Below are 25,381 nucleotides of genomic sequence, written 5' to 3'. Positions count from 1 at the left end.
GACCTTGAAGAAGAATTATTGTATAAAGAATTTATGGAGATATTATCTAAAGTGCTGTTATAAAAAAATATCAACTTTTGTAAAAAAGTGATATTTCTTGTTTCTTGCCTAAACTGGGAAACACAGGGGAGTTTTTGTATTTTATTCGTCTTGGTCTTCTAATTCAATATCATCTTCAATTTCTGTATTTGTAATTGTGTTTTCAAGACCTTCAAGAGGATTTTTCTTGTTGTCTGTAAAGAGGAAAGAAGAAAGAATTAAAGGATTTCTTCTTTTTTCTCTGTAGAAGAAAGGAGTTAGTCTTTCTTCAATTAGTTGTTTAAGTTCTGGAATTGTTCAGTCCTTTTTGTTTCTAATTGTAAACAGAATAGCACCGTGAGCAATTCTTTTAATTTCTTCTACAAATTCTGTTGATTTTTTAACATAGAAAGAACCCCTTGAGATGACTCTTGGGCGTCCAACAATGTTATTTTTCTCTCTATCAATTGCTATAGTAACATAGACAAATCCGTTTTCTCCTAAAGCTGCTCTTTCTTTGATAATATTTGAGTTTACTTTAGAAACAACATCTCCATCAATGAAAATCGGTCCAGCATTTACAACTTCTTTTGATTTAGTTAAAACTTTGTTTTTTAAATAAAGAACTTCTCCAATTTTTGGAATAATAATGTTTTCAGGTTTTACACCGTTTTCAACGGCTGTTTGACCGTGAACTACAGACATTCTGTATTCTCCGTGGTAAGGTACAAAGTAAGTTGGTTTTGTAAGTTTAAAGATTTTTTCGTGTTCTTCTTTGTAAGCGTGCCCAGAAGTATGCAGATATCCATCTACACCATTTTCTTTTATAATTGCACCAAGTTTGTATAGTTTGTTAACTAATAATTCAATTTTAATTCTGTTTCCAGGAATTGGTGAAGAAGAGAAAATAATCATATCTCCGTGTTTTAGTGTAACTTGAGGGTGTTTTCCTAAAGACATTCTGTTTAGGGCAGCCATTTGCTCACCTTGAGATCCAGTTGTTAAAATAACTAACTCGTTGTCTTGATATTTGGAAATATTTTTCTTGTCAATAAAGACATCAGCAGGTGCATCAATGTAGCCCATTTTTCTACCTATTTGAACACCACTAACCATTGAACGACCAAAAGTAACGACTTTTTTACCTAATTTTGCAGCAAGCTCAATAATAACTTTTACTCTAGTTAAGTTTGAAGCAAAAGCTGTAATGATAATTTTCTTTTGAGCCGCAAGCATGTGTGTTTCGATGTCTTTAAGAATATCTTTTTCACTCGGTGAGTGAAAAGGTCTCATAGCATTTGTTGAGTCTGATAAAAGCACGCTAAGATCTTGTTCTCCAATTTCTTGCAGTCTAGAAAAGTCTGTGAAGTTTCCGATTGGTGTATAGTCAAATCTAAAGTCTCCTGTACACATAATTGATCCATTTGGCGAAGTAACTCGGATTCCAAAAGCATCTGGAATCGAGTGTTGAGCTGTTCAAAAATCAACAACAAGAGAATTGAATTTGTGCACTGCGTCTCTTTCGATCTCTACATAGTTAATTTTTCTTCTTATTCCTCTATCATCAAATTTAGCCTTTAGATACTGAATTGCAATTCTTGGAGCATAAATTGTAGGTACATGAACTTGCTGTAAAAGATAAGTAACTCCTCCGATGTGATCCTCGTGTCCGTGTGTGATAAATAATCCTCTGATTTTATCTTGATTTTCTTTTAAATAAGAATAATCCGGAATAATTCCTTTTATTCCTGTTGTAAAACTGTCTGCAAATTTAATTCCTGCATCAATAATTACAATATCGTTTTGGTCTTCTATAACAAGAGTAGACTTCCCGATTTCTTGCATTCCTCCCAATGCAAACATTTTTGTTGGTTGCATAATTTCTCCTAACTTTATATTAATAATGTAAACTTTCAAGTTTTAATTTCTATTATTTTACAAAATTTTTACAAGAGACAAAATAAAAAAATCAAAGCAAATTAGTAAAGCTTTGATTTTGTCTATATTATTGTAATTTTATATCGATATAATAATTGAAAAAGTGCGCCTTTTATAAATGTTTTCCTTTTCCTGCAAGAATATAACCTAGCAACCAATAAAAAAATAAATGAGCAAAAATGTTTGAATATAGAAAGGGCAACTATTCAAACAAAATTCCTTCGGTGAAAACGCAAATAACTCCTGTCAGTTGATTTGCAAAGGAATTATGATAAACCCGAGAAAGGAAAAATAAAATAAGTAAAGGAAAATTTGAAAATTAACAACAAATAAAATTTAAAAATATAACTATAAAAGGCTAGGAAAAGGAAAATTAAGATTTTTTAAAATAAAACAAATTTTTAACCCCTCAAGACAAGAAAAATATAATCAGAAAGGGAGTGTAGATGTTTTACCATCTACTATTTAATTATTTCACTTTTTGAAAAATTTTAAAGAAAAAAGGCAATTTTTTTGAAATTACAAAAATAAAAGTTTTTAAGCTCGCTTTAAAGCTTATAAAATAACTTAAATAATTTATAGACTATTTGAGTTTTTAATTTATAATAATATAAAATTAATCACCTTAACATTTACAATTATTAATAAAAGAAAGGAAAAAATGGCAAAAATTAACATTTTTGGACTGGGAGGTCTTGACGAAAACGGAAAAAACTCATATGTTGTTGAAGTGAACGATGATATTTTCGTTATAAATACAGGGACAAAAGTTCCTGTAAGTTCTACAAACGGAGTTGATACTTTAATTCCTGATTTTAGTTATTTAGAAGCTAATAAACACAAAATTAGAGGAATTTTCATTACAGATGCTAAAAATGAATCTTTTTCAGCACTACCTTGATTATTGATGAAAATAAAAGGAGTAAAAATTTATTGTTCTCCTTTTACAAAATTTTTAGTTCTAGATAGACTTTCAAAATACAAAATAGGACATAATGACTACGAAGTTATCTCATTAACTTCTGAAAAATTAAACTTTAAGCACGCTTTTGTAAAGGCAATTCCTTTAGCAGGTTCTTTACCAGGTCTTTATGGTTATAACATCGAAACTGAAGATGGAGCAATCGTTGTAATGCTTAATTTTATTGTTGGTTCTTTAAATATTTATGGAACAACAGATCTTGATTACATCAAAAATTCAGTTGAGACTCCAAAAGGAATTCACTCTTTATTAATCGATTCTGGAAGAGCAAACTACAAAGGAAAAGCAATTGACAAAATCGATGTTACTCCTTTAATTTCTAAAGTTTTTGAAAAGACAGAAAAAGACGCAAGAATTATTGTAGGGGCTTTTGATGAAGAAATGGCTCTTTTACAAGAAATTTTAGATTTATCACTCAAATACAACAGACCAGTTGCTGTTTATGGTAGAACTTATGGACAACTTGTTGAGATAATTCAAAAAATTAAGATCAATGGCGAGAATATTCCAATGCCCGAATTCATTGACTATAAAGACTTATCAAAACACAAAAATGCTGTAATTTTAGTAACTTCAACAAGCGAAAGATTGTATCAAAGATTTTTAAGAATTACAGATAACAATGATGTTTTCTTAAAATTAGTACCTACAGATACAGTAATAATGATTGCGCCTCCTTTAAATGGATTAGAGGTTTTATATGCACTAACACTCGATGAAATCGCAAGAATTACACCAAGAGTAGTTGATATTACAGAAAACGAATATTACAGAATTAGACCTGCTAGAGAAGATATCTTTATGGCAGCTAAAACACTAAAACCAAATTACTTCATTCCTTTACAAGGTCTTTATAGATACATGGTTGTTTCATCTCAAATTGCCGCAGCTGCAGGAATTAACAATGCTCACTGTATAGTTCTGCAAAACGGAAAAATAGCAAGCTTTATTGATGGGAAATTACACTCTCAAAAAGGAACTGCAAAGGGTGTTGGAGAAGTAATTATTGATGGTTTTGGAATTGGCGATATCTCTGCAGAAGTAATTAGAGAAAGAGAAGCTTTAGCAAGGGAAGGAGTAATTATTATCACTCATTTAGTTGATTACAAAACTAAAAAACTAATGGGTGATATTCAAATTTCTTCTTCTGGAATCATCACAAGAGAAACAAAAACAGAAGTTCATGATCTAATCAAATCATTAACTTATCAAGCATTTTTAGAATCTCCTAAAAAGATTGTTCTTAAAGATATTCAAGAAAAAATTAAGAAAAATGTAAGAAAAAAAATATACAAAATGTACGACAAAGAACCATTAGTGGTTGTGGTATTCTATGAAGTTTAAAAAAAACAAAACTAATCAAAAACCTTTTAAAACAAAGTTCGAAAAGATTAAAGATAGCAGACTTGTCTGAATTTCAGTCTTTTTGATCAACCTTGCTTTTCTTGTTTTTTCAATAGTGAAAATCCCTGTATTATCAACAATTCATAGCTATACAATTGGACTCTTTTTTGGAGTTTTTAGCTATGTTTATTTTGGGCTAATTTTCATTATTTCCTTTATAAAAATTACTCATTTAAACTTTTTAAAGACTAAATGATACAGAATTACAATGATTGATTTAGCAATCATTTCAATGCTAATTGTCTTTTTGGTCGAGTTCAGTTTAAACATTGACTCAATAAATTACAAATGAGGATTTTCTGCTATGCAAGAGCAGTTTAGCAGATTTTGAGAAACCTTTAAATCTACAAAAGATGCAATGTTGCCAAATGATTTTCACTTTGGTGCAGCAATCATTTTTTGTGTAAGTTTATTGATCTCACTTGCAACGAATTTAGGTGCTTTAATTATTTTAGCTTTAGCCCTTTTAATCTACATAACAGTTGTAGTAATTCTTTCTAAAAAGCACTATGTTTTAGTGATATCATCAAATAAAAGACTTAAAAAAACAAACAAAAACAAGAAAATAGAACAAACTCAAAACACAGATCAAAAAGAAAATGATCAAGTTGCTGTTGTGACTCAACAAGAGATTGTTGAGCATCAAAACAATCAACAGAAAAATCAACAAACAGAAAACACAACTCAAGAACCTTCGTTTTTAGAAAGCAAAAATTCTGTTGTAAAAACACAAGAAACAGACGAAAATACAGAAAATACAGTGTTTTCAAACAACACAACAGAAGTGTCAATTAATTTTACAGACATCAAAAATGAGCAAGAGGAAATAGATTATTCTGCGACTCTGCCTTTTGAAAACCCTTTTGAAGATTAATATTAACAATCCATTTAGGGTTGTTAATTTATTAATTTAAATATTCTCAAACTTAAAAAATAAAAAGGAATTATAATATAGATATGAAATTTTTTGAAAAATTAAAAACTCGCCTTTTTGGAACTAAAGAACAAAAAGAAGAATTAAAACAACTAGAATTAGAAAAGAAACAACAAAAACTTGAAAAACAAATAGAAAAAGATTTAGAAAAAAGAATTGCAAAAGAAGACAAAGTTGATAAATATGTTGAAGGGCTTAAAAAATCAAATGTAACTCTTACACAAAAAATTATAAGTCTTCAAAACAGTCATAAAAAAATAGACGAAGAGTTCTTTGAAGAACTTGAAGAAATCTTAATTATGTCAGATATTTCTTATTCTCTTGTTGAAGTTATGCTTTATGAAATTAAAAAAGAAGTTAAAAACGAAAACATTGACGATCCTAAATTAATTGGGGAAATTATAGCTGATAAGATTTACACAATTTATGCAAACAACTCTGTTATAAATACTCAACTTAACTATGAAGATGGAAGACTAAATATCTTTATTATGGTTGGAGTTAATGGAGCAGGAAAAACTACTTCAATTTCTAAAATAGCCAAAAAATACAGAGATATGAACAAAAAAGTACTGATTGCTGCTGGAGATACTTTCAGAGCTGCTGCTGTAGAACAACTTGCTGTTTGAGCTCAAAGAGCGGGAGCTGACATTATTACACCAAATCAAAATGAAACAGATCCTGCTTCAATAGTTTATAGAGCTTTAGACAAAGCTATTGCAGAAGAATTTGATTTATTAATTATAGATACTGCAGGTAGACTCCAAAACAAAGTTAATTTAATGAATGAACTTGCTAAAATCAGTAATATTATTCAAAAAAGAATTCCTGAAGCACCTCACGAAAGTTTATTAGTAATTGATGCAACAACAGGACAAAACGGAATTTCACAAGCAAAACACTTTAAAGAAGTAACTCCTATTTCAGGAATTGTTTTAACTAAAATGGATGGAACAAGCAAAGGTGGAATTATTCTTTCTATAAAAGAAGATCTAGATATAAATGTTAAATTAATTGGTCTTGGAGAAAAAATGGAAGATCTTCAAGAGTTTGATTTAGATGCCTTTATTTACGCACTTACAAAGGATTTAATACAGGAAAAATAATGGAAGATCTAGAAAAAAAAGAAGAAATGATCTCTCTTTTTGAAAAATATTCAGGCCTTTTAACACAAACACAAAAACAAGCTTTTGCTTTATTTTATTTTGAAGATTTATCAATTTCTGAAATAGCTCAAGAACTTGCTTCAAGTAGAGGAGCAGCATTTGATGCTCTTAAAAAAGCAAGAGAAAAACTTCTTAAAATAGAAAAAAGCATTGAAAATTAAGATTCAAGAAAGGAATTTAATATAATTTAATTATGTGATTAGTAATAGTTCAAATCAATTTATTTCTTTTATGAAACTTTTCAGCTTGTACAATCTTATTTTTAAGACTTAAAAAACCTTATCAAACTTTCAGAAAAACACACGTTTGAGGAAAGATTGAAAAGTTAAATTTACTTACTTTTAATACATTCGTATTTGCTACTTTTGGTGTGTTAATAAACACAATTTATAATTTATTTAATAGTGCGATTCCAAAAGAAATATCAATAACACTGACTTTCTTTGCTTCTTTAGTTTATTTATTATCTGTAACATTTTATGTTCTTGAAATATTTTTATATTTTAAAGTCAAACAAAATCCTTTGTGACTTTACAAAGAAAGAAAAGCAAAGAAAAATTAAACATTAACTGAAAAATTTAAAAGAAGATTCTATCTTCTTTTTTGTTATTTTAAATTGTACTACTTTTTTAAAATTTGATAATAGCAAAAATTTTAAATTTAGTTTTTATAAAATAAAATCACACTTTTAAAATTTTTAGTTTAAATTACTATAATTCCCTTTGTTCTGGTGTTAAAATTTATTTGATATAAAAAGTTAAGGAGGTGGAAATGATTTGAAATATTTTAAAAAACAATCAATTAAAAAAACTGACCCCCCCCATAATACTCTTAAAAATAGTTAAATAAATTTAGATATAAATTGAAATTTAAAGGTATTAATGACTTATGGTCAGATTTTAACACCTAGAAAGGATATAAAAATGAATAAAGTTTTATTAAGATTCGGGACTACTATCAAAAGAAACACAGTATTAATTTATACACTTTTACTTATAGCGATGATTTCTAATACAATTCTCTTCTTTCTTTCTATTTATGGAAAAGATCCTGTACTTCGTTTAACAATGACAGAGAATATTTTATATTTTTGAGCTCCATATCTTGTTCTTATTTCAACAACAATTTGAAATTTAAGTTTTTTATGAAGAATATATAAAATATTTGACATTGACAACCCAGAAGAAAAAGATGTAATAAAAGCAAACAAACTTTTTAAATTCTTATTTTTAATTGGTTACTGAGGTACAAAATCACAACAAAAAGTAGAAACCAAAACTGAAAAACAAATTAAAAAACTTAAAAAAATTTCCAATGTAAATCCTTGAATTACATGATTTTTCCCTCTTTACTGAGCGCTTCTTTAAGATTAGAATATTAAAATTTAAAAATTAAATGAAAGTTTTAGAACACAAAATTAGAATTGTATTCTACAAAAAAATATATACATCAATATTATTTTTTAGTTGAATTACAGGCTTAATAAATTCTATTTTTCTTGTAATTAGTATTAAGTGGACTTACTATTACGCAATTGTGGAAATACCAGTAGCCACAATGCTTCTTTATTCATCTATTTGTTGTTTGTTAATTTTTCGAAGACAAGAGAGAATAAAAGATGGAGAAATAGATAGAATCGATTTTAAAGCATTCTTTCCATTTTGATTGACTCAAAAAAGAATAGACAGAATTTTAGGAAAAGATAAATTGTTATTTGAGTATATTCTGATATATGAATCAAAATTTGTATTAAGCATTTTTTTGGTCATTCCAAGATTTTGAATAATAAAAATTCAACTCAAAAGAGGAAAATTGATAGACGTTCCAAAATAATAAAAAAACTCCTTAATTTCCTTTATAAAGGGAAAATAGGGAGTTTTAGTTTATTTTATTCAAGATCTTCTTCTATTAGTTTGAGTTTAAGAAGGTCTTTTTTAATTAATAATGATTTCTTGGTTGTTCTTTCTATAAAGTAACTAAAGTCTTTTTCTTCTATTTCTTCATATTCACTTAATAGCACTCTTTTAAATCTTGAAACTCTTGTTGCGTATAATCAACCAAAAACAGAAAAAAGTATAATAAGAGCAACAGGAATTCCGATCGCAAGGAATAAATCAACTTTTCAAATTGCTCAAATTACAAGAAGAAGAAATAGCGTATTGAAGGTTGATAAAACAAAAATAATAAAGAATTTTTGTTTATTTTTTTCTATTAAAACCTTAATTTTATCTTCTTTGTTTTTCATTATTTCTTTCTCCCTAAAACAAATCTTTTAATAATTAATGCTGCAATGATAGGGATGATTGTAACAATAGCGATTGATAATAAAAATAACTTTAAATAGAATTTATTTTTTTTGCTTTTAATTTCTTCAATGTTTGTGTCTTTTTCAATTTGGAAACCAAAGTATTCTGCAATATCATTTGTTCTCCCTCTTCTAAAAAGAGTAAGAACGATTCATATAACTAAAACAACTCCGATTGAAATAGCCATCATTAATGCTAAAAAGTCTGGATTTGGTGTTAAAGCGTGAATTCATTTTTCAAAATTTAAAACGTCTCAAAGGAACTTTTTATCCTGTAATATTCATATTAAAAAAGCCGCTAATCCTGTATAAAAGACAAAAAAGATAGTTAGTCAGTTATGTTTAATTTGTACAAAAGTTATTTTTTTGAATAAACGAGCAATTGCAGAAGGGAGTGCTTGCACATCCTTTCTTAATTCTGATCTATAAATTTTGAGAGATCTTCTTATTGAAGAAAAATTAATTATAGAAGCGAAGAATTTATAAAAACTAAACAAACCAATTGCAATAGGAATTATTAATCAAGTTCAAGTTCATTTCTTTGTATCAACACCCAAATAACCAAGTGAATTTGTAAAATATAAAGAAGCACCTATTCCTAAAAACAGAAGTATAACTCCTCAAAAAATGATGTGTGCAATTAAAAGTTTACCTTCAAGTGCAAAAACTCTATAAGCACCTTTAGGAACAACACCCAAAGGATCTTCGACAGCTTTTTTGTTTAATTCTTTTGCGTTTGTTTCTTGTTTAGTTGCTGAGAATTTAATAGTATCATTGCTATTTAATGGGTTAATATCCATAATATTCTCCTTTATTATTTGTTATTATCTGTTTTAAGAATTGCAAGGAATGCTTCTTGTGGAACTTCAACAGAACCGATTGCTTTCATCCGTTTTTTTCCTTCTTTTTGTTTTTTAAGAAGTTTTTGACGTCTTGTAGGATCTCCACCATAAAGTTTGGCTGTAACGTCTTTTCTGTAGGCTTTAATAGTTTCTCTTGCAATAACTTTTGAACCAATTACGGCTTGTACAGGGACTTCAAAGGATTGTCTTGGAATAACTTCTTTAAGTTTTTCTGTAAGCTCTCTACCTTTAGGATAAGCAAAATCTTTGTGGACAATCATTGAAAGGGCATCAACTTTGTCACCGTTTAAAAGAATGTCAAGTTTAATTAATGAGCTTTCTCTGTAACCAATTAGTTCATATTCAAAAGAAGCATAACCTTTAGAAATTGATTTAAGTCTGTCAAAGAAATCAAAAATAATTTCAACTAAAGGTAATTCATAAATAACTCTTCTTCTGTTTGAGTCAATAAATTCTATATCAATGTAAGTTCCTCTTTTGTTTTGACAAAGTTCCATAATTGAACCAACATAATTTTCAGGAACTATAATAGAAGCTTTAATGTAAGGTTCTTCAATGTGATCGATGTATGTTGGATCTGGTAATAAAGAAGGATTTGCAATAACCTCTACTGTGTTATCTGTTTTAAAAACATGAAATTCTACAGAAGGTGCTGTAGCAATTAGATCGATGTTAAACTCACGCTCAAGTCTTTCTTGTAAAATCTCCATGTGAAGCATCCCTAGGAAACCAATTCTGTATCCAAAACCAAGAGCCTTAGAACTTTCTGGTTCAAAAGTAATTGAAGAATCTGAAAGAGAAATCTTTTCAAGAGACTCTTTTAGTAAGTCGTAATCTTTACTGTCAATAGGGTAAAATCCTGTATAAACAACAGGTTTTAGTTTTTTATAACCTGGAAGTGGTTCTTTTGCAGGACTCTTTGTTAAAGTGATTGTATCACCAACAGAAATATCTTTAGCATCCCTGATGGAAGCTGCTATTCAACCAACTTCTCCAGAAACTAATTCCTCTTTTTTAAGTTCTGCAGGGGTTCTAACTCCGAGTTCAACAACATGGAATTTTTTTCCACTTGACATCAATGTAAAACTGTCACCAACAGCAATTTTTCCTTTTACAATTCTTACAAGTAAAACAACTCCTTTGTAAGGATCAAAGTAAGAGTCAAAAATTAAAGCTTGCAGATTTTCATCGTCGTTAGCATCTTTAGGTGCTGGAACTTTTTCCACAATAGCTTCTAAAACTTGATCAATGTTTAGTCCTGTTTTAGCTGAAATTAAAACACTGTCATCAGCAGGAATACCAATAACATTTTCAATTTCTTTTTTAACCCTTTCTGGATCAGCAGAAGGTAAGTCTACTTTATTGATAATTGGGATGATTTCAAGATTGTTGTCAATAGCTAAATAAACGTTGGCTAAAGTTTGAGCTTCAATTCCTTGAGTTGCATCAACTAATAATAAAGCCCCCTCTGTAGCTGCTAGTGATCTTGAAACTTCATAAGTAAAGTCGACATGTCCCGGTGTGTCGATTAAGTGAAAAACGTAGTCTTTGTATTTAAGTTGAACAGCATTCAACTTAATGGTTATTCCTCTCTCTTTTTCAAGATCCATTGAATCTAAATGTTGTGTTTTAAGATCTCTTTGAGCTACAGCTCCTGTTAATTCTAAAATTCTGTCAGCCAGAGTTGATTTTCCGTGATCTATGTGTGCAATGATTGCAAAATTCCTTATTTTATCTTTATTCATATTATAAATTTTACAATAAATTTTCCTTTTCTTTGTTTAGTTTAAAAAAACAAATGCACTATTGCATTTGTTTGAGTGTAATTAAAATATAAATACAAAATTAAGCTGTTGGTTGGTCTTTGTTTTCCTCAGTTTTTGCTGGTGTTGAACCATCTTGAGCATTTTGACTCTCTTCTGCTCTTTTAGTGTCATTAACAACCGGGTTTTGTGCATATGTAGATCTTTGTCAGATTAGATATACTCCAACAGAAATCATAGCAGCAGAAGCAAATAAAAGAGTTAGTCCTCAGATTCATCTGTTGTATCTTCCTCTTTTTGTTACAGCTTTTTTAATTCCTCATTTACGTTTTTTTTGTTTTGGTTGTTGTTCTTGTTGAACGTTGATTGTATTTTCTTTTTGCATAACAAACTCCATGTATTTATTTAATGTATTATAACATTTTTTGATTTTATTATATAATTTTTTTACAAAAACTGAATTATCTATGACGAAGACACGTTTTATACTGAAAAGCATAAGAGAATTGATGGCTGGTGAAAATCAATCTGGAAGGTATAAAATATCACTTCAGAGACCTAACAAGGCGTTATCTCACGAAACGAGATTAAAAGAGAGTCTGATTTAAGGTGGTACGTTAGCCCTTAAATGCGGACTTTTTATTTTTAAGAAAGGAAAAAATGGAAAAAAATTACAAAGACACCCTAAATATGCCTTCTACAGAATTTGAAATGAAAGCAAATTTAGTTGAAAAAGAAAAAAAATACAGAGAACAATGAGAAAAAATGGAACTTTACCAACAAGTTCTAAAGAAAAATAAAGGTAATAAACAATATGTATTACACGATGGACCTCCATATGCAAACGGAAACATCCACTTAGGACATGCTTTAAACAAAACAATTAAAGACATCATTGTAAGATACAAAAGCTTACAGGGATTCTATTCGCCTTTTGTAAATGGATGAGACACACACGGACTTCCAATCGAGCTTAAAATGCTGCAAAAACTAAATAAAGATAAAAAAGACTTTTCAACTCTTGAAATTAGAAAGCACGCTCAAGAATATGCTCTTGAACAAATTGAAATTCAAAAAGAACAAATGAAGCAATTACAAGTTTTAAATGACTTCAAAGTTATTTACAAAACTTTAGATCCAAAATTTGAAGCACAGCAACTAAAATTACTTAAAAAGATGGCAATGGAAGGGCTACTTAAAAAAGGACTAAAACCTGTTTACTGATCGCCTTCTTCACAAACAGCGCTTGCTGAAGCAGAAGTTGAATATGCAGAACATACATCACCATCAATCATGGTTTCTTTTAGCGTTACAAAGGGAAATTCCTTTGTAAAAGAAGGCGATAAGCTTGTAATTTGAACAACAACACCTTGAACTTTAGTTGCTAACTCTGGAGTTGCTGTAGGTGAAAACTTTGAATATTCTTTAGTTGAGGCAAACAACGAAAGATATGTTGTTGCAACAGAATTATTAGAAAGTGTTGCTAAAGACGTTAAGTGAGAAGAGTACAAAGTTGTTTCAAGTTTTAAAGGAAAAGATCTTGAATATGTTGAATACAGAAGACCTGTAAAAAGAGACAAAACAGGGCTAGTTGTGCTTGGTCACCACGTTGAAATTACAGCTGGTACAGGTCTTGTTCACATGGCTCCGTTATTCGGGGTTGATGACTTTTTAGTTGGTAAAAAATATAATTTAGATATGATTATGCACGTTGCTGATGATGGAGTTTTAAATAAAGAAGCTGAAGAATTTGCTGGTCATTTCTATGAAAATGCAAACAAAGAAATTGGAATGTTTTTAGATGCTAACAAAGATTTATTAAGACTTAAATTTATCAAACACTCATACCCACATGACTGAAGAACTAAAAAACCAATTATTTTCCGTGGAACACCACAATGATTTGTTTCAATTGACAAATTCAAAAAAGACATTTTAAGCGCAATTGAAGAAGTTAAATTCCACCACGATTGAGCTAAAAACAGATTAATTAAGATGATTGAAAACAGAGAAGAATGAACCATCTCACGTCAAAGAGCTTGAGGAGTTCCTATTACAATTTTCTATGACGAAAATGAAGAACCAGTAATTAATGAAGAAATTTTTGATTATGTAATTTCTTTAGTAGAAAAACACGGATCTGATATTTGATTTGAAAAAACAACAGACGAATTACTTCCAGAAAAATACAGAAATAGAAATTGAAAACGTGAAATGGATATCATGGACGTTTGATTTGATTCTGGATCTACTTCAATCGCTGTAGATATTGAAGGAACTGAAAAACCATTTGAACTTTACTTTGAAGGTTCAGATCAATACAGAGGTTGATTCAACTCATCACTAATTAACTCTGTAGTTTTCAGAAAGAAAGCACCTTATAAAGAACTATTATCACATGGATTTATTGTTGATGAAAAAGGACAAAAATTCTCAAAATCACTTGGAAACGGAGTTGAACCACTAACTCTGATTTCTAAATACGGAGCTGATGTTGTTCGTCTTTGAGTAGCTAACAGTGAATATCCAAACGACGTTTCTTATTCTCTAAAAATCTTTGAGCAAAACATTGAAATTTACAGAAAAATTAGAAACACAATTAAATTTTTATTAGGAAACATCAATGATTTTGACTCAAAACAAAGTGTTGAATTAGAAGGTGTTCACGAGTTAATCTCACAAAGAATTAAGCAACTAAAAAACAAAATTATCAAAAACTATGATGAACACAGATTCTTATTAGTTGTTAAAGAAATTAATAACTTCATTATTGATTTTTCTGGATTCTATCTATCTATAACAAAAGATTCTTTATATGCTGACGCAAAAGATTCAAAAGAAAGAAAAATGATCCAAAAGAACCTATTTGACCTTTTAGAAGCATTAATTATCGCTCTTGCTCCAATTCTTCCAACTACAACAGAAGAAGCTTATTCTTACTTTAATAAAGAAAATAAAAAGGAATCGGTTCACTTAGAATATTTCTTTAAACAAGAAGAAACTGACAACTCAATAGAGCAAAAATGACAAGAATTCTTTGATCTAAAAGATCAAGTTTATAAACTAATTGAAGAGCAAATTAAAGAAGGAACAATCAAGAGACAAAATGAAGCTAAAGTATTCTTACACACAGATTCTGAATTTATTAAGTCACTAGATTTAGTTAAATTATTTATGGTAGGATCTGTTGAGTTTGCTTCAGAAACTAAAGTATCTGCCTTTGATTCTCAAAAATGTCAAAGATGCTGAAATCACTTTGAGCAAAAAGACATGAAAGAAGATATTTGTAAAAGATGTTTTGAGGTTTTAAGTGCAAGCAATTAAAAAAAGTTTTCAAAAATGATTAATATATATTAAAGAATTTGATAAAAAACGTCTTTTATTTAATGGAATTATTACGTTTTCAATTTTGTTAGCTTTAATTTTAGTTGATCAACTAACAAAAAACTTAATTTTTGAACACAAAGAATTTGTGGAGAGACCAAATTGAGTTGAAGGAAAAAATCTTTTTGATTACAAAGTAATTGGATTTAGACCTATTTTGCATGTTGGAGTAACTTCTAAGTTGCATGAAAAACTCGGTTTCATTACAATTCACATCCTGAGTGTTGTTGTGTTTTTGGTAGCACTTCATTTCATGATTTTTGCCAAAAAGTACTATTATATAGTTGTTTTAGGATTTTTAGCTGCTGGTGATTTTGGAAATATGCTAGATAGATTTATTTATGCAAACGGAGTTAAAGACATTCTTTTCATCCCTTGAAGAGACAATGGAACATTTAACTTTGCAGATCTATTTATTGGTGCTGGAGCGATTGGAGTAGCTATAACAATCATTATCGAAGCACTAATTATGCCTTATTTCAAAAAGTCTAAAAAGCAAGATTCACAACCGCAAAGTGCCGAAAACACAGAAAATACAGAAAATTCGCAAAAACAAGACTAAAAAAACAAAAACAGGAACTTGATTGGTTTCTGTTTTTGTTATTGAAAAAAGCACTTTTTTAATATAATTTAAATTATGGAACACAACAGCGACAAATTCACAATTTATTTAAAAAAAATTGTTGAAAGTTACATTGAAAACGGAGAACCAATCGGTTCTAAAACACTGAAGGAAAAATACAATCTAAATGCATCTCCTTCAACTATTCGAAGTGTAATGGCGGGACTTGAAAAAGAAGGATTTTTAGAAAAATCACACGTTTCAAGCGGTAGAATTCCATCTTACAAAGCTTTTGAATATTATGCTAAACATTTAGCTCACCCCGAAGACACAGATCTCGAAAGCAGACTTCAAGATCTGTTTGCAAAAAGAAGAATTTCCATTGACAAAACTCTTGAAGAAGCAGCGAAATTAATTTCTGAAATTGCAGGAATTACCTTAATTACCTCTTCAAGCAACTCAAGCGAAAGACTTCGTTCCATAAATTTAACACTAATCGACAACAACATGGGTGTAATTATTTTAGTTACATCTTCAGGAAAAGTTGAAAACAAAACTATTTTCTTCTCTGATCAAGTCGAAAGAGAAGACGTGAGAATTGCTGTAAGAATTTTCAAAGAAAGATTAGTAAATGTCGCTCTTGATGAAATCCAAAAAATTGTTGAAATTTTAGTACCTATATTAGCTAAAGAAATAAAAAATCTTGACAACATTCTTAATACATTTATGCAAAATGTGTTTAATTTTAAAAAAGAAGTTGAAACAAAAATTTATAATAAAAGTAACTTAATTCTTTCAAGAGATATCTCTCGTGAAAGATTAACTGAAATTCTAGATTTAATTGAAAAAAAATCCATTTGAGAAGCAATTGAAGGAAAAATTTCTGAAGAAGAAAACTTAAAAATTCAAATTCAATCTGATCAAACAGCTTTTATATCTAAAAAAATTGAAGGTTCAGAAGGAACAAAAGAAATAAGCATAATCGGTTCAGCAAAAAGAATGGATTATTCTTTAGCTCTTGCAGGGTTACAAATTTTAGAAAAATTTCTTAAAGAAGAAAAAGAATAGAGGAACTCATGGAAGATAATAAAGAAATTAAAAATTCTACAACTGAAAATGTAGAAAAAAAATCTAAACCAAATCACAAATACAAAAAATTCGATAAATCAAAATTTAATAATAAAAACCAAACTCAAAACCCAAATCAAACACAAACACAGACTCAAACAAATAAACCAGAAAAAAAATCAAAAGAAACATCATTAATTGAAAAACAAAAAATTAAGATTTCCCTTCTTGAACTTGATGTTGAAAAACTAAAGGTTCAATTAGAAAAAAATAATGAAGAACTAAAGGCTAAAGCTTTAGAACTTCAACAAAAAGCAAAAGAAGAAATTCAAAAACACAAAGACGAAAACTCTTCAAAACTAGAACTAGAAATTACTAACATTAAAAAATACGGACTACAAAGATTTTTTGAAGATCTTATTATGCCTTTAAGAAACTTTGAGCTTGCAATCCAAATGGGTTCAAAACAAGAAAACCCTTCTGTGCAAAGCTATGTAAAGGGATTTTCAATGCTTTTCAAACAAATTGAGCAAATCCTTTCTGAAGCAGGAGTAACAAAAATTGAACCTTATGTAGGTGAAGAATTTAATTCAGAAATTCACCAAGTTTATGAATTAGAAGACAATCCAGAATTCAAAGACAAAGTTATTCAAGTTAAAAACAACGGTTATAAACTGTATGATAGAGTAATTCAACCTGCTGTAGTTGTGGTTGGAAAATAAGGTAAAAATGAATAGTAAAGACAAAATTATTAAAGCAATTGAAGAAGCTTTAGCAAAACTTAACGTTTCTCAAAAAATCATATTAACTGAATCCAAAGGTTTTGGGGACTTTTCAACAAACGTTGCGATGCTACTTCAAAAACAAATGCAAAAATCAGCTTTAGAAGTTGCTGAATTAGTTGCTAAAAACATTGATAAAGAAAAATACTCAATCAAAAAAGTAGAAGTTGCAAAACCCGGATTTATTAATTTCTTTTTAGAAACAAATATATACAGTGAAGAAATCAACAAAATTAACCAACTTGGACAAAACTACGGAAAATTACAGCAAAATCAAAAAATTAACCTTGAGTTTGTTTCTGTAAATCCAACAGGTTTTCTACATTTAGGACACGCCAGAGGTGCTGCTGTTGGGGCAACTTTAGCAAACATTTTAAGCTTTGCAGGAAACCAAGTTACAAAAGAATACTACATTAATGACGCAGGAAACCAAATTGATTTACTGGGAATTTCTGTGTTTACAAGATACCAACAACACTTTGGTTTAAGCATGCAATTACCAGAAGGTTCTTACATTGGAGATGACATCAAATGAGTTGCTCACGTTCTTGTTAAACTTTATGGTGACAAATACAAAGATGCTGATTACAACGATCCAAAAATCAAAGAATTCTTTAAATACACTTCAGTTTCTATTTTAATGGGACAAATTAAAAGGGACTTAAAACTCTTTGGAATTACCTTTGATAAGTTCTTTAGCGAAAGATCTTTATACAAAGAAAACAAAATCGAAAAAGCTCTTTCAAGACTGCAAAACACTTTTAAAAGAGACAATGCTCTGTGATTAAAAACAACAGATTATGGAGATGACAAAGACAGAGTTTTAATCAAACAAGATGGTTCATTTACTTATTTCTTACCTGACATTGCTTATCACAACGAAAAAATGCAACAAGGTGTTGACAAAATGATTGATGTTTGAGGAGCTGATCACATCGGTTATATAAAAAGAATGGAAATAGCTATCGATCAACTTGGTTATGACTCAAAAACACAATTTAAAGTTCTTACTTGTCAAATAGTTAGATTAATGAAAGATGGAGAAGAACTGAAAATGTCCAAACGTAAAGGAATTACATTTACAGCAAGAGAACTAATTGAGTTAGTTGGAAAAGATGCAGCAAGATTCTTTATGGTTGATCGTTCAGAAAACTCAATGTTAGACTTTGATGTTAAGCTTGCTATTGAACAAACACAGAAAAATCCTGTATTTATGATTCAATATGCCTATGCTAGAGCTAAACAATTACTAACAAAAGCTGATTCACTAAACAAAAAATTAAATGCTAAATTAATTAGTGAAGAAACAGAAATCAAGTTAACAAACACATTAAGAGAATTTCCAGAATTAATAGAAAAAATATCTAAAAACTACAAAATTCACTTATTATCAGAATATTTGATAAAATTAGCAAAAGACTTTAACTCATTCTACTCAAACTCAAGAGTAATTCAAAACGAAAGAGAAGAAAGCTTGCTTGCTTTAGTCCAAGCAACAAAAACAGTTTTAGAAACAGGACTTAAATTAATAGGTGTTTCTACTCCAGAAAGGATGTAAATATGAAAACAATGATTCAACTAGCGATAGATTCTTTAGAAAACGGAAAACAACTTCAATTCGAAGAAATTTTCGATTATGTTAAAGCAAACCTATATGACAAATGAATTTCACAATACTCAAATATTTCAGAAGAAGAAGAGTATGAAATGTTAACAAGAAAAAGAGGCGAGTTATACAAACTTCTAACAGTTGATAGCCACTTTAGAAGACTAAACGACGGTTCTTGAACAACAGAAATTCTTTACAACACAAAATAAATTTCTTAAAAGTTCAAATATTTTGCATAAAAAGTGCAACACACTTCAAAATACTTTACTTTTTTAGAAAAAAGTATTATAATTAATAAATGGAGACAATAGCAAACGCAGTTGTCTTTTATTTTTTCGTAAGAAGGTGTTTATGCAAGATGATTTAGAACAAAAAAAAGAACAACAAGAAGATAGTGACTTTGAACAAGAGGTTTCAAAGCCACATTTAGTAAAACTTAATACAGTTTACAACAGAACCAAAATGTCAAATTTTGGTCTAAAAATGGCTAATTTTTACAAGAAAATGCCATTTTGAAAACTTACTTTAATAACAGTTGCAACTGCCATTTTCTTTGGTGTTATCAGTGTTTTCTTTGTTAAAAACGTTGGTATTTATAACTTTGGACTAGCTGCCTTTGGACAAGCTCTTGCAAGATTAATTACAGTATTATTTAAAGAAGATCAAGTCTCAATGGCGACTAGAAATCTAATCGAACAGTTTGTTTTCTGAATTGCTTATATTATTTTAAGCATTCCGATTTTTATTTTTGGTTATAAAAAAATCGGAAGAACATTTAGCAAGCTTACTATCATATTTTTAGCTGTTTCAAGTGTTGTTTCCTTTGGAATTGGATTGATTCCAGGAGCAAACGACATTTTCTTAATTGGAGACTTTTCAAACAAAGCAATTAAGAATGCTTTAAGTGACTATAAAAAACCATTAAGCTCAATTATTCCTTTATTGTGATCTGATGGAGGAAACATTATTGCTTTATTTATTTATGCAATAGTTTATGGATATTTACTTGCTTGAATCTTCGCTCTAATCCAAATTATTGGTGGAACTGCGGGTGTAACAGGGATAATCGGTGAATGATATGCTAATGAAAAAAGTAAATCATTTGGAACAATAAGTGGTTATATGAATATAATTATTGTTTTAATCGGTGTTCTGTTAGGTTCATGATTGCCTGGTTCAATCTTACTAAATGAAGCCAAAACTTCTAATGATCCAGAAGTTTTAGCAATAGCTTCTAAAGCTTGAAGTTTTGAGTTATACCTTTCACCAAACTTTGTTGCAACTATTTTAACAAACGTAATTTATATTATTGTTTTAAATAAACTATATCCTAAATTTAAATTGGTACGTGTTGAAATTTACTCAATTGCAAACTCAGAAAAAATTGCTCAAAGCATTGTGTCTGATAAAAAAATTGTTTCAGGGGTTACAATGTTCCATGGACACGGAGGATACACATCTAAAAAACTTAATGTAGTTACAACAGTTACTTTATTTAGACAGGTAAAAAGAGTTATTAGTGATGTTAGAAAAATAGACTCTGAAGCCTTTATTTCAATTTCAGATGTAACAGCATTAGATGGATACATCTACCTACCAAAGAAAAAATTCTAAAATTAAAACTTAGTGTTGCCACTAAGTTTTGTTTATTCACCGATTTCATCAAGTTGATCAATTCTTGTTTGGTGTCTTCCACCTTCGTATTCTGTTTCGAAGTATTCATCAACCATTTTTTTAGCTTCTTCGAATGTTGTAAATCTACCGCTCATTGCAATTGCGTTTGCGTTGTTGTGTAGTTTAGCTAAATAAGCATCATTTACATTTGTTATTCTTGCTGCTCTAACACCTTTAAAACGGTTTAGTGCGTAAGAAATTCCAAGCCCTGTTCCACAAAAAGCAAATCCTGCGTCTGCTTTTTTGTCTTGTAAAAACTTACCTAATTTTTTTCCATATTCCGCATAAGATACAGATTCTGTACCATTAAAAGGTCCTAAATCCTCAACTTCATAACCTTTTGATTTTACATACTCAAGGATTTTGTCTTTTAGTTCAAATCCTGCATGGTCACTTGCAAAAGCAATTTTCATTTTTTTCATAATGTTACCTTAATTCCTTTTCATCTTCTATTCTAATGATCTTTGATGGAGTTCCTGTTCCAACACCAAAATTATAAACTTTTTTTACTTTAGAAAAAACTTTTTGAGCTTCTTCGATGCTTAAAGGTGCTTGTCCAGAAAGATTTGCACTTGTGACAAAGCAAGGCCCAATTTTTTCAAGAAGTTCCAAAAGACCCTTTTGATTAGGCATTCTAAAACCTTGATTATTAACAATTAAGCTTACTTGCCCTGGCCAGTATTTCTGTGCAAACTCATCAGCTTTAGAGTTTCACTCTTTAAACTCTCTAGCTTGCTCAATTGAACCGACTAAAATAATAATTTTCTTGCTTAAATCTCTGTTTTTAAGTTCATAAAGCAACTCTAATTTATTTGCCTTTACAGGAACGCCGATTCCCACAACTGTATCAGTAGTTGTTAAAAATACATCGCTATATTTTTTATCTGTTTTTTCTTTATTTAAGTTCATACTTAAATTATATTTAAAAAATCCAAAAAGTTGTTTTCAATATCTAAAAAATGTAAATTTTTTAATTTTTAAGTTTTTCAAAACTCTTTTTTGGTGCAATCATATATAATTTAAAATATAAAATCACAAAGGAGACACATGAAAGCGAGTAAAATTATTTTAGTTGGTGCAGGTGCTGTAGGAACATCATTCCTATATTCAGCAATTAACCAAGGATTAGCAGCTAAATACGGAATTATTGATAAATTTGAAGGACCAAGAGATGGAAACGTTCTTGACCTTGAGGACACAATCGTTCCTTCAGTAAGAGATTTTGAGGTTTTTGCAGCAGATTATTCAGACGCAAAAGATGCTGATATCGTTGTTATTACAGCAGGAAGACCACAAGCTCCAGGGGAAACAAGACTTGAAATGGTTAAAGACAACTCTTTAATTATGAAAGATATCGCTCAAAAAATTAAACAAAGCGGATTTAACGGGATTACAATTATCGCATCAAACCCTGTTGACGTTCTTACATATGTTTATCTAAAAGAAACAGGATTTGACCCTAAAACAGTTATTGGTTCAGGAACAATTCTTGACTCTTCAAGACTTAAAGTTCTTTTATCACAAAAAATTGGAGTTTCTGCAAAAGACATCCAAGCTTACGTTATTGGAGAACACGGAGATTCATCATTAGTTAACTACTCATCATTCAAAGTTGCAGGATTACCATTCTCACAATTTGAACAAAAAGCAGGAGTTAATGCTTCAAACTATGAAGAACTACTTGAAAAACCAGTTTACAAAAAAGCATATGAAATTATCCAAAGAAAAAGAGCTACATACTACGGAATTGGTGCTTGTTTAGCTCAATTAGTAAGAGTTATTCAACAAGACTCAAAAACAGTTCTTCCTTTAGGTGTTTACCTAGAAGATGACTATGGAGTTCAAGATGTTGTTATTGGAGTTCCAGCTATTGTTGGAGCTAACGGTATTGAAAGAGTTATTCAACTAGAACTAAACGAAAAAGAACAAGCTAAATTCAAAAATTCAGCAAGAATAATCAAAGAAACAATCAATTCAATTAAATAATTTTTAACTAAAATAAAGAAAACAAACACAGACACAACAATAAAACTTGTGTCTGTGTTTTTGTATTAAACGATATAATATTACTATTATTAAGCAAACCGAAGTAAAAGACAAAACAAATATGTTACAGAATATGTAATAAAAGGAGTTAAATTTAACATGTATAACTATAATTGAATCATGATTTTACACTTTTAAAGCAATTTAAAAACAAATCAATTAAACCAAAACACTTTTTAAGACCCTTCCTTGGAAACTATTTATTCTACGAAGAATTTATCAACACAATTTGATTAAATTTTATAGATAGAAAAATGGCAATGAGTTTTAAGCTAATTTTAGTATTTTGATTTTTAATATTAAACATCTTGCTTGCATTAGTTTCTATTTTTATCACAATAGCAATTATGGTTAATTATCTTTCTGTAAAGTAACAAATAGGCGAAATTGGAATAATCATGAGTTGTTCAATTCTTCCTATAATTACTATAATTTTGCAGCCGTTTTACATTTTTATTGCAAAAAACAAATAATTAGAAGCTACAAGAAAAATTATTTTATAACAGGTACAAAAGAACTAAAAGAAATAACTTACAATAGACTCTTAATTACAGATAAGAAAAAATGAGTAAGCGATATTTTTGGTTTGTTTAAAAAAGAAAATCAAATAGAAGGTTCAAAGGCATCTGATAATTTAAGTCCTAATCCTAATGTTGATGTTATTATAACTAAAGAATCTGCTATTGAAAAAGAAATGTATTCTCAAAACACCAAAGACTTATCAACTTTTCTCATCATCCTTAGACCTATAAGTTGAATTATATCAATAGTAATTAAGCCGCTTTTCTTAATGAATAAGCTTTTATTTGTAAAAGAAATATTTCAGCAATATGGACTAAAAATAAAACTTCAAAAGTATATTGCTATAAATTGATTATTCTTTTTAGTGTTATTTGTAGCACCAATAATAACAATAACTTTCCTTATTTCTTTTGGAGTAATAAATACTTTATTGTGAAGTATTTTACCTTACTTCATCATCGCGATAGCTTATGCTTTGATGGTTGCGATTCCAAAATATTACTTAATTAAAAATGCGATTATAAAGGAATTATAGGCATTTTAGAAAAAACAAGTTCAGTTTTTTAACCAGACTTGTTTTTTTATTTGAATAAATTTATGTTATTAATTTTTAAGAAACTGATGTTTAAAATGCAAATAATTTAAGTTATAATATTTAAGATAAGGAGAAAAAATGTCGGAATATAAAGAATATGAGAACCATGATTTTGCCATAATAAGAGCTTTTGAAGAATCTAAAATAAGACCATCGCATTTATTAAGATCTTTTTATGGTGATTATTTATTTTATGATGAGTTTATAAATTTTTACTGAGTTAAATTTATAAACAGAAAAATAGCTTTGAGAAGCCACTTTATTATTATGTTTTGATTGTTGTTTTGCAATATTGTAGGAGCATTGGCAACAATTTTGACAGTCTTACCTATAATGTTGAGATATGAGTCTGTTTTATCAAATATAGGATTAGTAGGATTAGTAATGAGTTGTTTAGCTATTCCAATAGCATTAGTATTAATTCAACCTCTATTAATTTTAATGTCTAAAAAAATGATAATAAAATCTTATTACAATAACTTCTACAGAAGCAGCACAAAAGCAGTTGCTAAACAAAATTATGACTTGACTAAAATTACAAACTTTAAAAAATGAATTATTGATATTTTTAGAATTAGAGGACTTGAAAAATCTCAAAACGGATGCAAAGCAAGTGATAACCTTAGATTAAATGAAAATATCGAAAGAATTACTTATAATTTACCAAGAAGAAACGATATTGAAAAAGAAAAATTTGAAGCAGAAATGTATGATTACACTATTTTTCTATATCCAATTGGATGATTATTATCATTTCTATTAAAACCTCTATTTTTATCAAATAAGTTATTATTTGTAAAAAGAGTTTTCGAGAAAAATAACATTAAAATTAATGTTCTTAAATATCTTGTTATCAATTGAATTATATTTATTGTATTATTTGTAGCCCCAATAACAACGATCACTTCATTGATTTCGGTAGGTACAATAAACTCACTGTTATGATCTATTTTGAGTTATGTAATAATTTTAATTGCTTATTGGATTTTAGTTTCATTTCCAAAATATTATTTAATAAGAAATGCGATTATAAAGGAATTATAGGCATTTTAGAAAAAAACGAGACACTATAAAGCGATCTCGTTTTTTATTTTTGGAAAAAATCATTTCTTTTAGCAGCCTCTAAGAAAGCAATGTGAATTACTTTTCTTAATTCTTTTTTAGGTACTATTACTCCATTGTAAAACATAGTAATCTTTCTTAATTTTAGTCTTCAATAAGCTTCATATTCTAAACTCAAAACTTTAGGAGAAAATGTTTTTAAGAAACTTGTTGATTCATAATCATGAATAAACACAAAATTATAAACATCGTCAGTGATAATCTCATCTTCATTGTTTTTAAATTCAATTAAACTAATTTTATCTTTATTTTTATTGTAATCGTCTTCAAATTCTTTAAAGAAGTTTTTGTCATAAAGCTTATTGTTTTTGAGCTTATAAAATACAAACAAGAAAAATTCAACAAAAGTAAAAAGCGATAATGAACTTCCTACAACATATAAACTTAAATAAATTACAGAGGTTTTGTTTTGTGAAAATCAAATTCAAAATCAAATACTTGAAATTAAAACAAATATAAAAACAAGAGCAGAAAGAATAAGAAAAAATCCTTTATATTTTTCTGTTTGTCAAAAATGAAAATAATATTTGTGTTGTTGGTGTCTGGTTCTAAAAGCAAAAATAGATAAAGGAAGTTGAACCAAAGATGAAAGAGCAAAAAGTATTAGAAAAAACAGTAAATAATCAAGTGCTGTTAACATAGTG

25 protein-coding genes are annotated in these 25,381 nt (G+C 28.8%); 17 read left to right on the top strand and 8 right to left on the bottom strand.

The window, feature by feature from the left end; genetic code table 4:
• Window positions 1-141: 141 nt before the first annotated feature.
• A complete protein-coding gene (locus tag JV122_RS03080) occupies window positions 142-1,896 on the bottom strand; it encodes a ribonuclease J (protein WP_205843051.1) in 1,755 nt (584 codons plus the stop codon).
• A gap of 721 nt (window positions 1,897-2,617) precedes the next feature.
• On the opposite strand from JV122_RS03080, the gene JV122_RS03075 reads away from it, so the two are divergent.
• The 7 genes from JV122_RS03075 (at window position 2,618) to JV122_RS03045 (ending at window position 8,275) form a co-directional block, all read left to right on the top strand.
• Window positions 2,618-4,282, top strand: a complete 1,665-nt coding sequence (locus JV122_RS03075) for a ribonuclease J (RefSeq protein WP_205843050.1) — start codon at window positions 2,618-2,620, stop codon at window positions 4,280-4,282.
• A complete protein-coding gene (locus JV122_RS03070) occupies window positions 4,272-5,216 on the top strand; it encodes a hypothetical protein (protein WP_205843049.1) in 945 nt (314 codons plus the stop codon). Before JV122_RS03075 ends, JV122_RS03070 begins: the two co-directional genes overlap by 11 nt.
• 83 nt (window positions 5,217-5,299) lie before the next feature.
• Window positions 5,300-6,382 (top strand): signal recognition particle-docking protein FtsY, encoded by a 1,083-nt coding sequence (gene ftsY, locus JV122_RS03065; protein WP_205843048.1) that lies wholly within the window; start codon window positions 5,300-5,302, stop codon window positions 6,380-6,382.
• A complete protein-coding gene (locus tag JV122_RS03060) occupies window positions 6,382-6,603 on the top strand; it encodes a sigma factor-like helix-turn-helix DNA-binding protein (RefSeq protein ID WP_205843047.1) in 222 nt (73 codons plus the stop codon). Before ftsY ends, JV122_RS03060 begins: the two co-directional genes overlap by 1 nt.
• Window positions 6,604-6,635: 32 nt before the next feature.
• Window positions 6,636-7,004 (top strand): hypothetical protein, encoded by a 369-nt coding sequence (locus JV122_RS03055; protein WP_205843046.1) that lies wholly within the window; start codon window positions 6,636-6,638, stop codon window positions 7,002-7,004.
• Window positions 7,005-7,365: 361 nt separating this feature from the next.
• Window positions 7,366-7,809, top strand: coding sequence for a hypothetical protein (locus tag JV122_RS03050; protein ID WP_205843045.1), 444 nt, complete (start codon window positions 7,366-7,368; stop codon window positions 7,807-7,809).
• 28 nt (window positions 7,810-7,837) lie between these two features.
• A complete protein-coding gene (locus tag JV122_RS03045; RefSeq protein ID WP_205843044.1) occupies window positions 7,838-8,275 on the top strand; it encodes a hypothetical protein in 438 nt (145 codons plus the stop codon).
• A gap of 55 nt (window positions 8,276-8,330) precedes the next feature.
• Here JV122_RS03045 and JV122_RS03040 read toward each other — a convergent pair whose 3' ends face one another.
• From JV122_RS03040 to JV122_RS03025, 4 genes are all read right to left on the bottom strand, one after another.
• On the bottom strand, window positions 8,331-8,687 hold the full coding sequence (locus tag JV122_RS03040; protein ID WP_205843043.1) for a hypothetical protein: 357 nt from the start codon (window positions 8,685-8,687) through the stop codon (window positions 8,331-8,333).
• Window positions 8,687-9,547 carry an MSC_0882 family membrane protein gene (locus JV122_RS03035; protein ID WP_205843042.1) on the bottom strand — a complete coding sequence of 287 codons (861 nt, stop codon included), beginning with the start codon at window positions 9,545-9,547 and terminating at the stop codon, window positions 8,687-8,689. The genes JV122_RS03040 and JV122_RS03035 overlap by 1 nt, the downstream gene beginning before the upstream one ends.
• Before the next feature lie 14 nt (window positions 9,548-9,561).
• Entirely contained in the window at window positions 9,562-11,355 is a 1,794-nt protein-coding gene (gene lepA, locus JV122_RS03030; protein ID WP_205843041.1) for a translation elongation factor 4, read from the bottom strand.
• Between the two features lie 100 nt (window positions 11,356-11,455).
• Window positions 11,456-11,758, bottom strand: coding sequence for a hypothetical protein (locus JV122_RS03025; protein ID WP_205843040.1), 303 nt, complete (start codon window positions 11,756-11,758; stop codon window positions 11,456-11,458).
• A gap of 275 nt (window positions 11,759-12,033) precedes the next feature.
• Between JV122_RS03025 and ileS the strand changes: the two genes are divergently transcribed.
• The 7 genes from ileS to JV122_RS05070 all read left to right on the top strand — a co-directional run bounded on the left by ileS (window position 12,034) and on the right by JV122_RS05070 (window position 20,392).
• Window positions 12,034-14,697, top strand: a complete 2,664-nt coding sequence (gene ileS, locus JV122_RS03020; protein WP_205843039.1) for an isoleucine--tRNA ligase — start codon at window positions 12,034-12,036, stop codon at window positions 14,695-14,697.
• Complete coding sequence (locus tag JV122_RS03015) at window positions 14,684-15,319, top strand: signal peptidase II (protein WP_205843038.1); 636 nt, start codon at window positions 14,684-14,686, stop codon at window positions 15,317-15,319. The genes ileS and JV122_RS03015 overlap by 14 nt, the downstream gene beginning before the upstream one ends.
• 75 nt (window positions 15,320-15,394) lie before the next feature.
• Window positions 15,395-16,387 (top strand): heat-inducible transcriptional repressor HrcA, encoded by a 993-nt coding sequence (gene hrcA / locus JV122_RS03010; protein ID WP_205843037.1) that lies wholly within the window; start codon window positions 15,395-15,397, stop codon window positions 16,385-16,387.
• An 8-nt stretch (window positions 16,388-16,395) separates the two neighbouring features.
• A complete protein-coding gene (locus JV122_RS03005) occupies window positions 16,396-17,109 on the top strand; it encodes a nucleotide exchange factor GrpE (protein WP_205843036.1) in 714 nt (237 codons plus the stop codon).
• Window positions 17,110-17,116: 7 nt separating this feature from the next.
• Window positions 17,117-18,727 (top strand): arginine--tRNA ligase, encoded by a 1,611-nt coding sequence (gene argS / locus JV122_RS03000; protein ID WP_205843035.1) that lies wholly within the window; start codon window positions 17,117-17,119, stop codon window positions 18,725-18,727.
• A gap of 2 nt (window positions 18,728-18,729) precedes the next feature.
• Window positions 18,730-18,987, top strand: coding sequence for a DNA-directed RNA polymerase subunit delta (rpoE, locus tag JV122_RS02995; protein ID WP_205843034.1), 258 nt, complete (start codon window positions 18,730-18,732; stop codon window positions 18,985-18,987).
• Window positions 18,988-19,129: 142 nt separating this feature from the next.
• Window positions 19,130-20,392 carry a DUF2179 domain-containing protein gene (locus tag JV122_RS05070; protein ID WP_205843033.1) on the top strand — a complete coding sequence of 421 codons (1,263 nt, stop codon included), beginning with the start codon at window positions 19,130-19,132 and terminating at the stop codon, window positions 20,390-20,392.
• Between the two features lie 32 nt (window positions 20,393-20,424).
• On the opposite strand, the gene rpiB is transcribed toward JV122_RS05070, so the two are convergent.
• Both rpiB and JV122_RS02980 read right to left on the bottom strand, forming a co-directional pair.
• Window positions 20,425-20,874, bottom strand: a complete 450-nt coding sequence (gene rpiB, locus JV122_RS02985) for a ribose 5-phosphate isomerase B (protein ID WP_205843032.1) — start codon at window positions 20,872-20,874, stop codon at window positions 20,425-20,427.
• Window positions 20,875-20,878: 4 nt separating this feature from the next.
• Window positions 20,879-21,361: an L-threonylcarbamoyladenylate synthase gene (locus tag JV122_RS02980; RefSeq protein WP_205843031.1), complete on the bottom strand. Its 483-nt coding sequence runs from the start codon at window positions 21,359-21,361 to the stop codon at window positions 20,879-20,881.
• Between the two features lie 138 nt (window positions 21,362-21,499).
• Here JV122_RS02980 and JV122_RS02975 point away from each other — a divergent pair, with 138 nt between their 5' ends.
• The 3 genes from JV122_RS02975 to JV122_RS02965 all read left to right on the top strand — a co-directional run bounded on the left by JV122_RS02975 (window position 21,500) and on the right by JV122_RS02965 (window position 24,659).
• Window positions 21,500-22,438: an L-lactate dehydrogenase gene (locus JV122_RS02975; RefSeq protein ID WP_205843030.1), complete on the top strand. Its 939-nt coding sequence runs from the start codon at window positions 21,500-21,502 to the stop codon at window positions 22,436-22,438.
• A 463-nt stretch (window positions 22,439-22,901) separates the two neighbouring features.
• Window positions 22,902-23,555 (top strand): hypothetical protein, encoded by a 654-nt coding sequence (locus JV122_RS02970; protein WP_205843029.1) that lies wholly within the window; start codon window positions 22,902-22,904, stop codon window positions 23,553-23,555.
• Window positions 23,556-23,693: 138 nt separating this feature from the next.
• Complete coding sequence (locus tag JV122_RS02965) at window positions 23,694-24,659, top strand: hypothetical protein (RefSeq protein ID WP_205843028.1); 966 nt, start codon at window positions 23,694-23,696, stop codon at window positions 24,657-24,659.
• 43 nt (window positions 24,660-24,702) lie between these two features.
• On the opposite strand, the gene JV122_RS02960 is transcribed toward JV122_RS02965, so the two are convergent.
• Window positions 24,703-25,377 carry a hypothetical protein gene (locus tag JV122_RS02960; protein ID WP_205843027.1) on the bottom strand — a complete coding sequence of 225 codons (675 nt, stop codon included), beginning with the start codon at window positions 25,375-25,377 and terminating at the stop codon, window positions 24,703-24,705.
• Between the last annotated feature and the right edge of the window lie 4 nt (window positions 25,378-25,381).

The sequence above is a fragment of the Mycoplasma procyoni genome (assembly GCF_017052595.1).
GTDB classification, from domain to species: domain Bacteria; phylum Bacillota_I; class Bacilli_A; order Mycoplasmatales; family Metamycoplasmataceae; genus Mesomycoplasma_A; species Mesomycoplasma_A procyoni.
The sequence above is the reverse complement of the archived record's forward strand: the minus strand, read 5'-3'. Positions and strand labels throughout refer to the sequence as shown.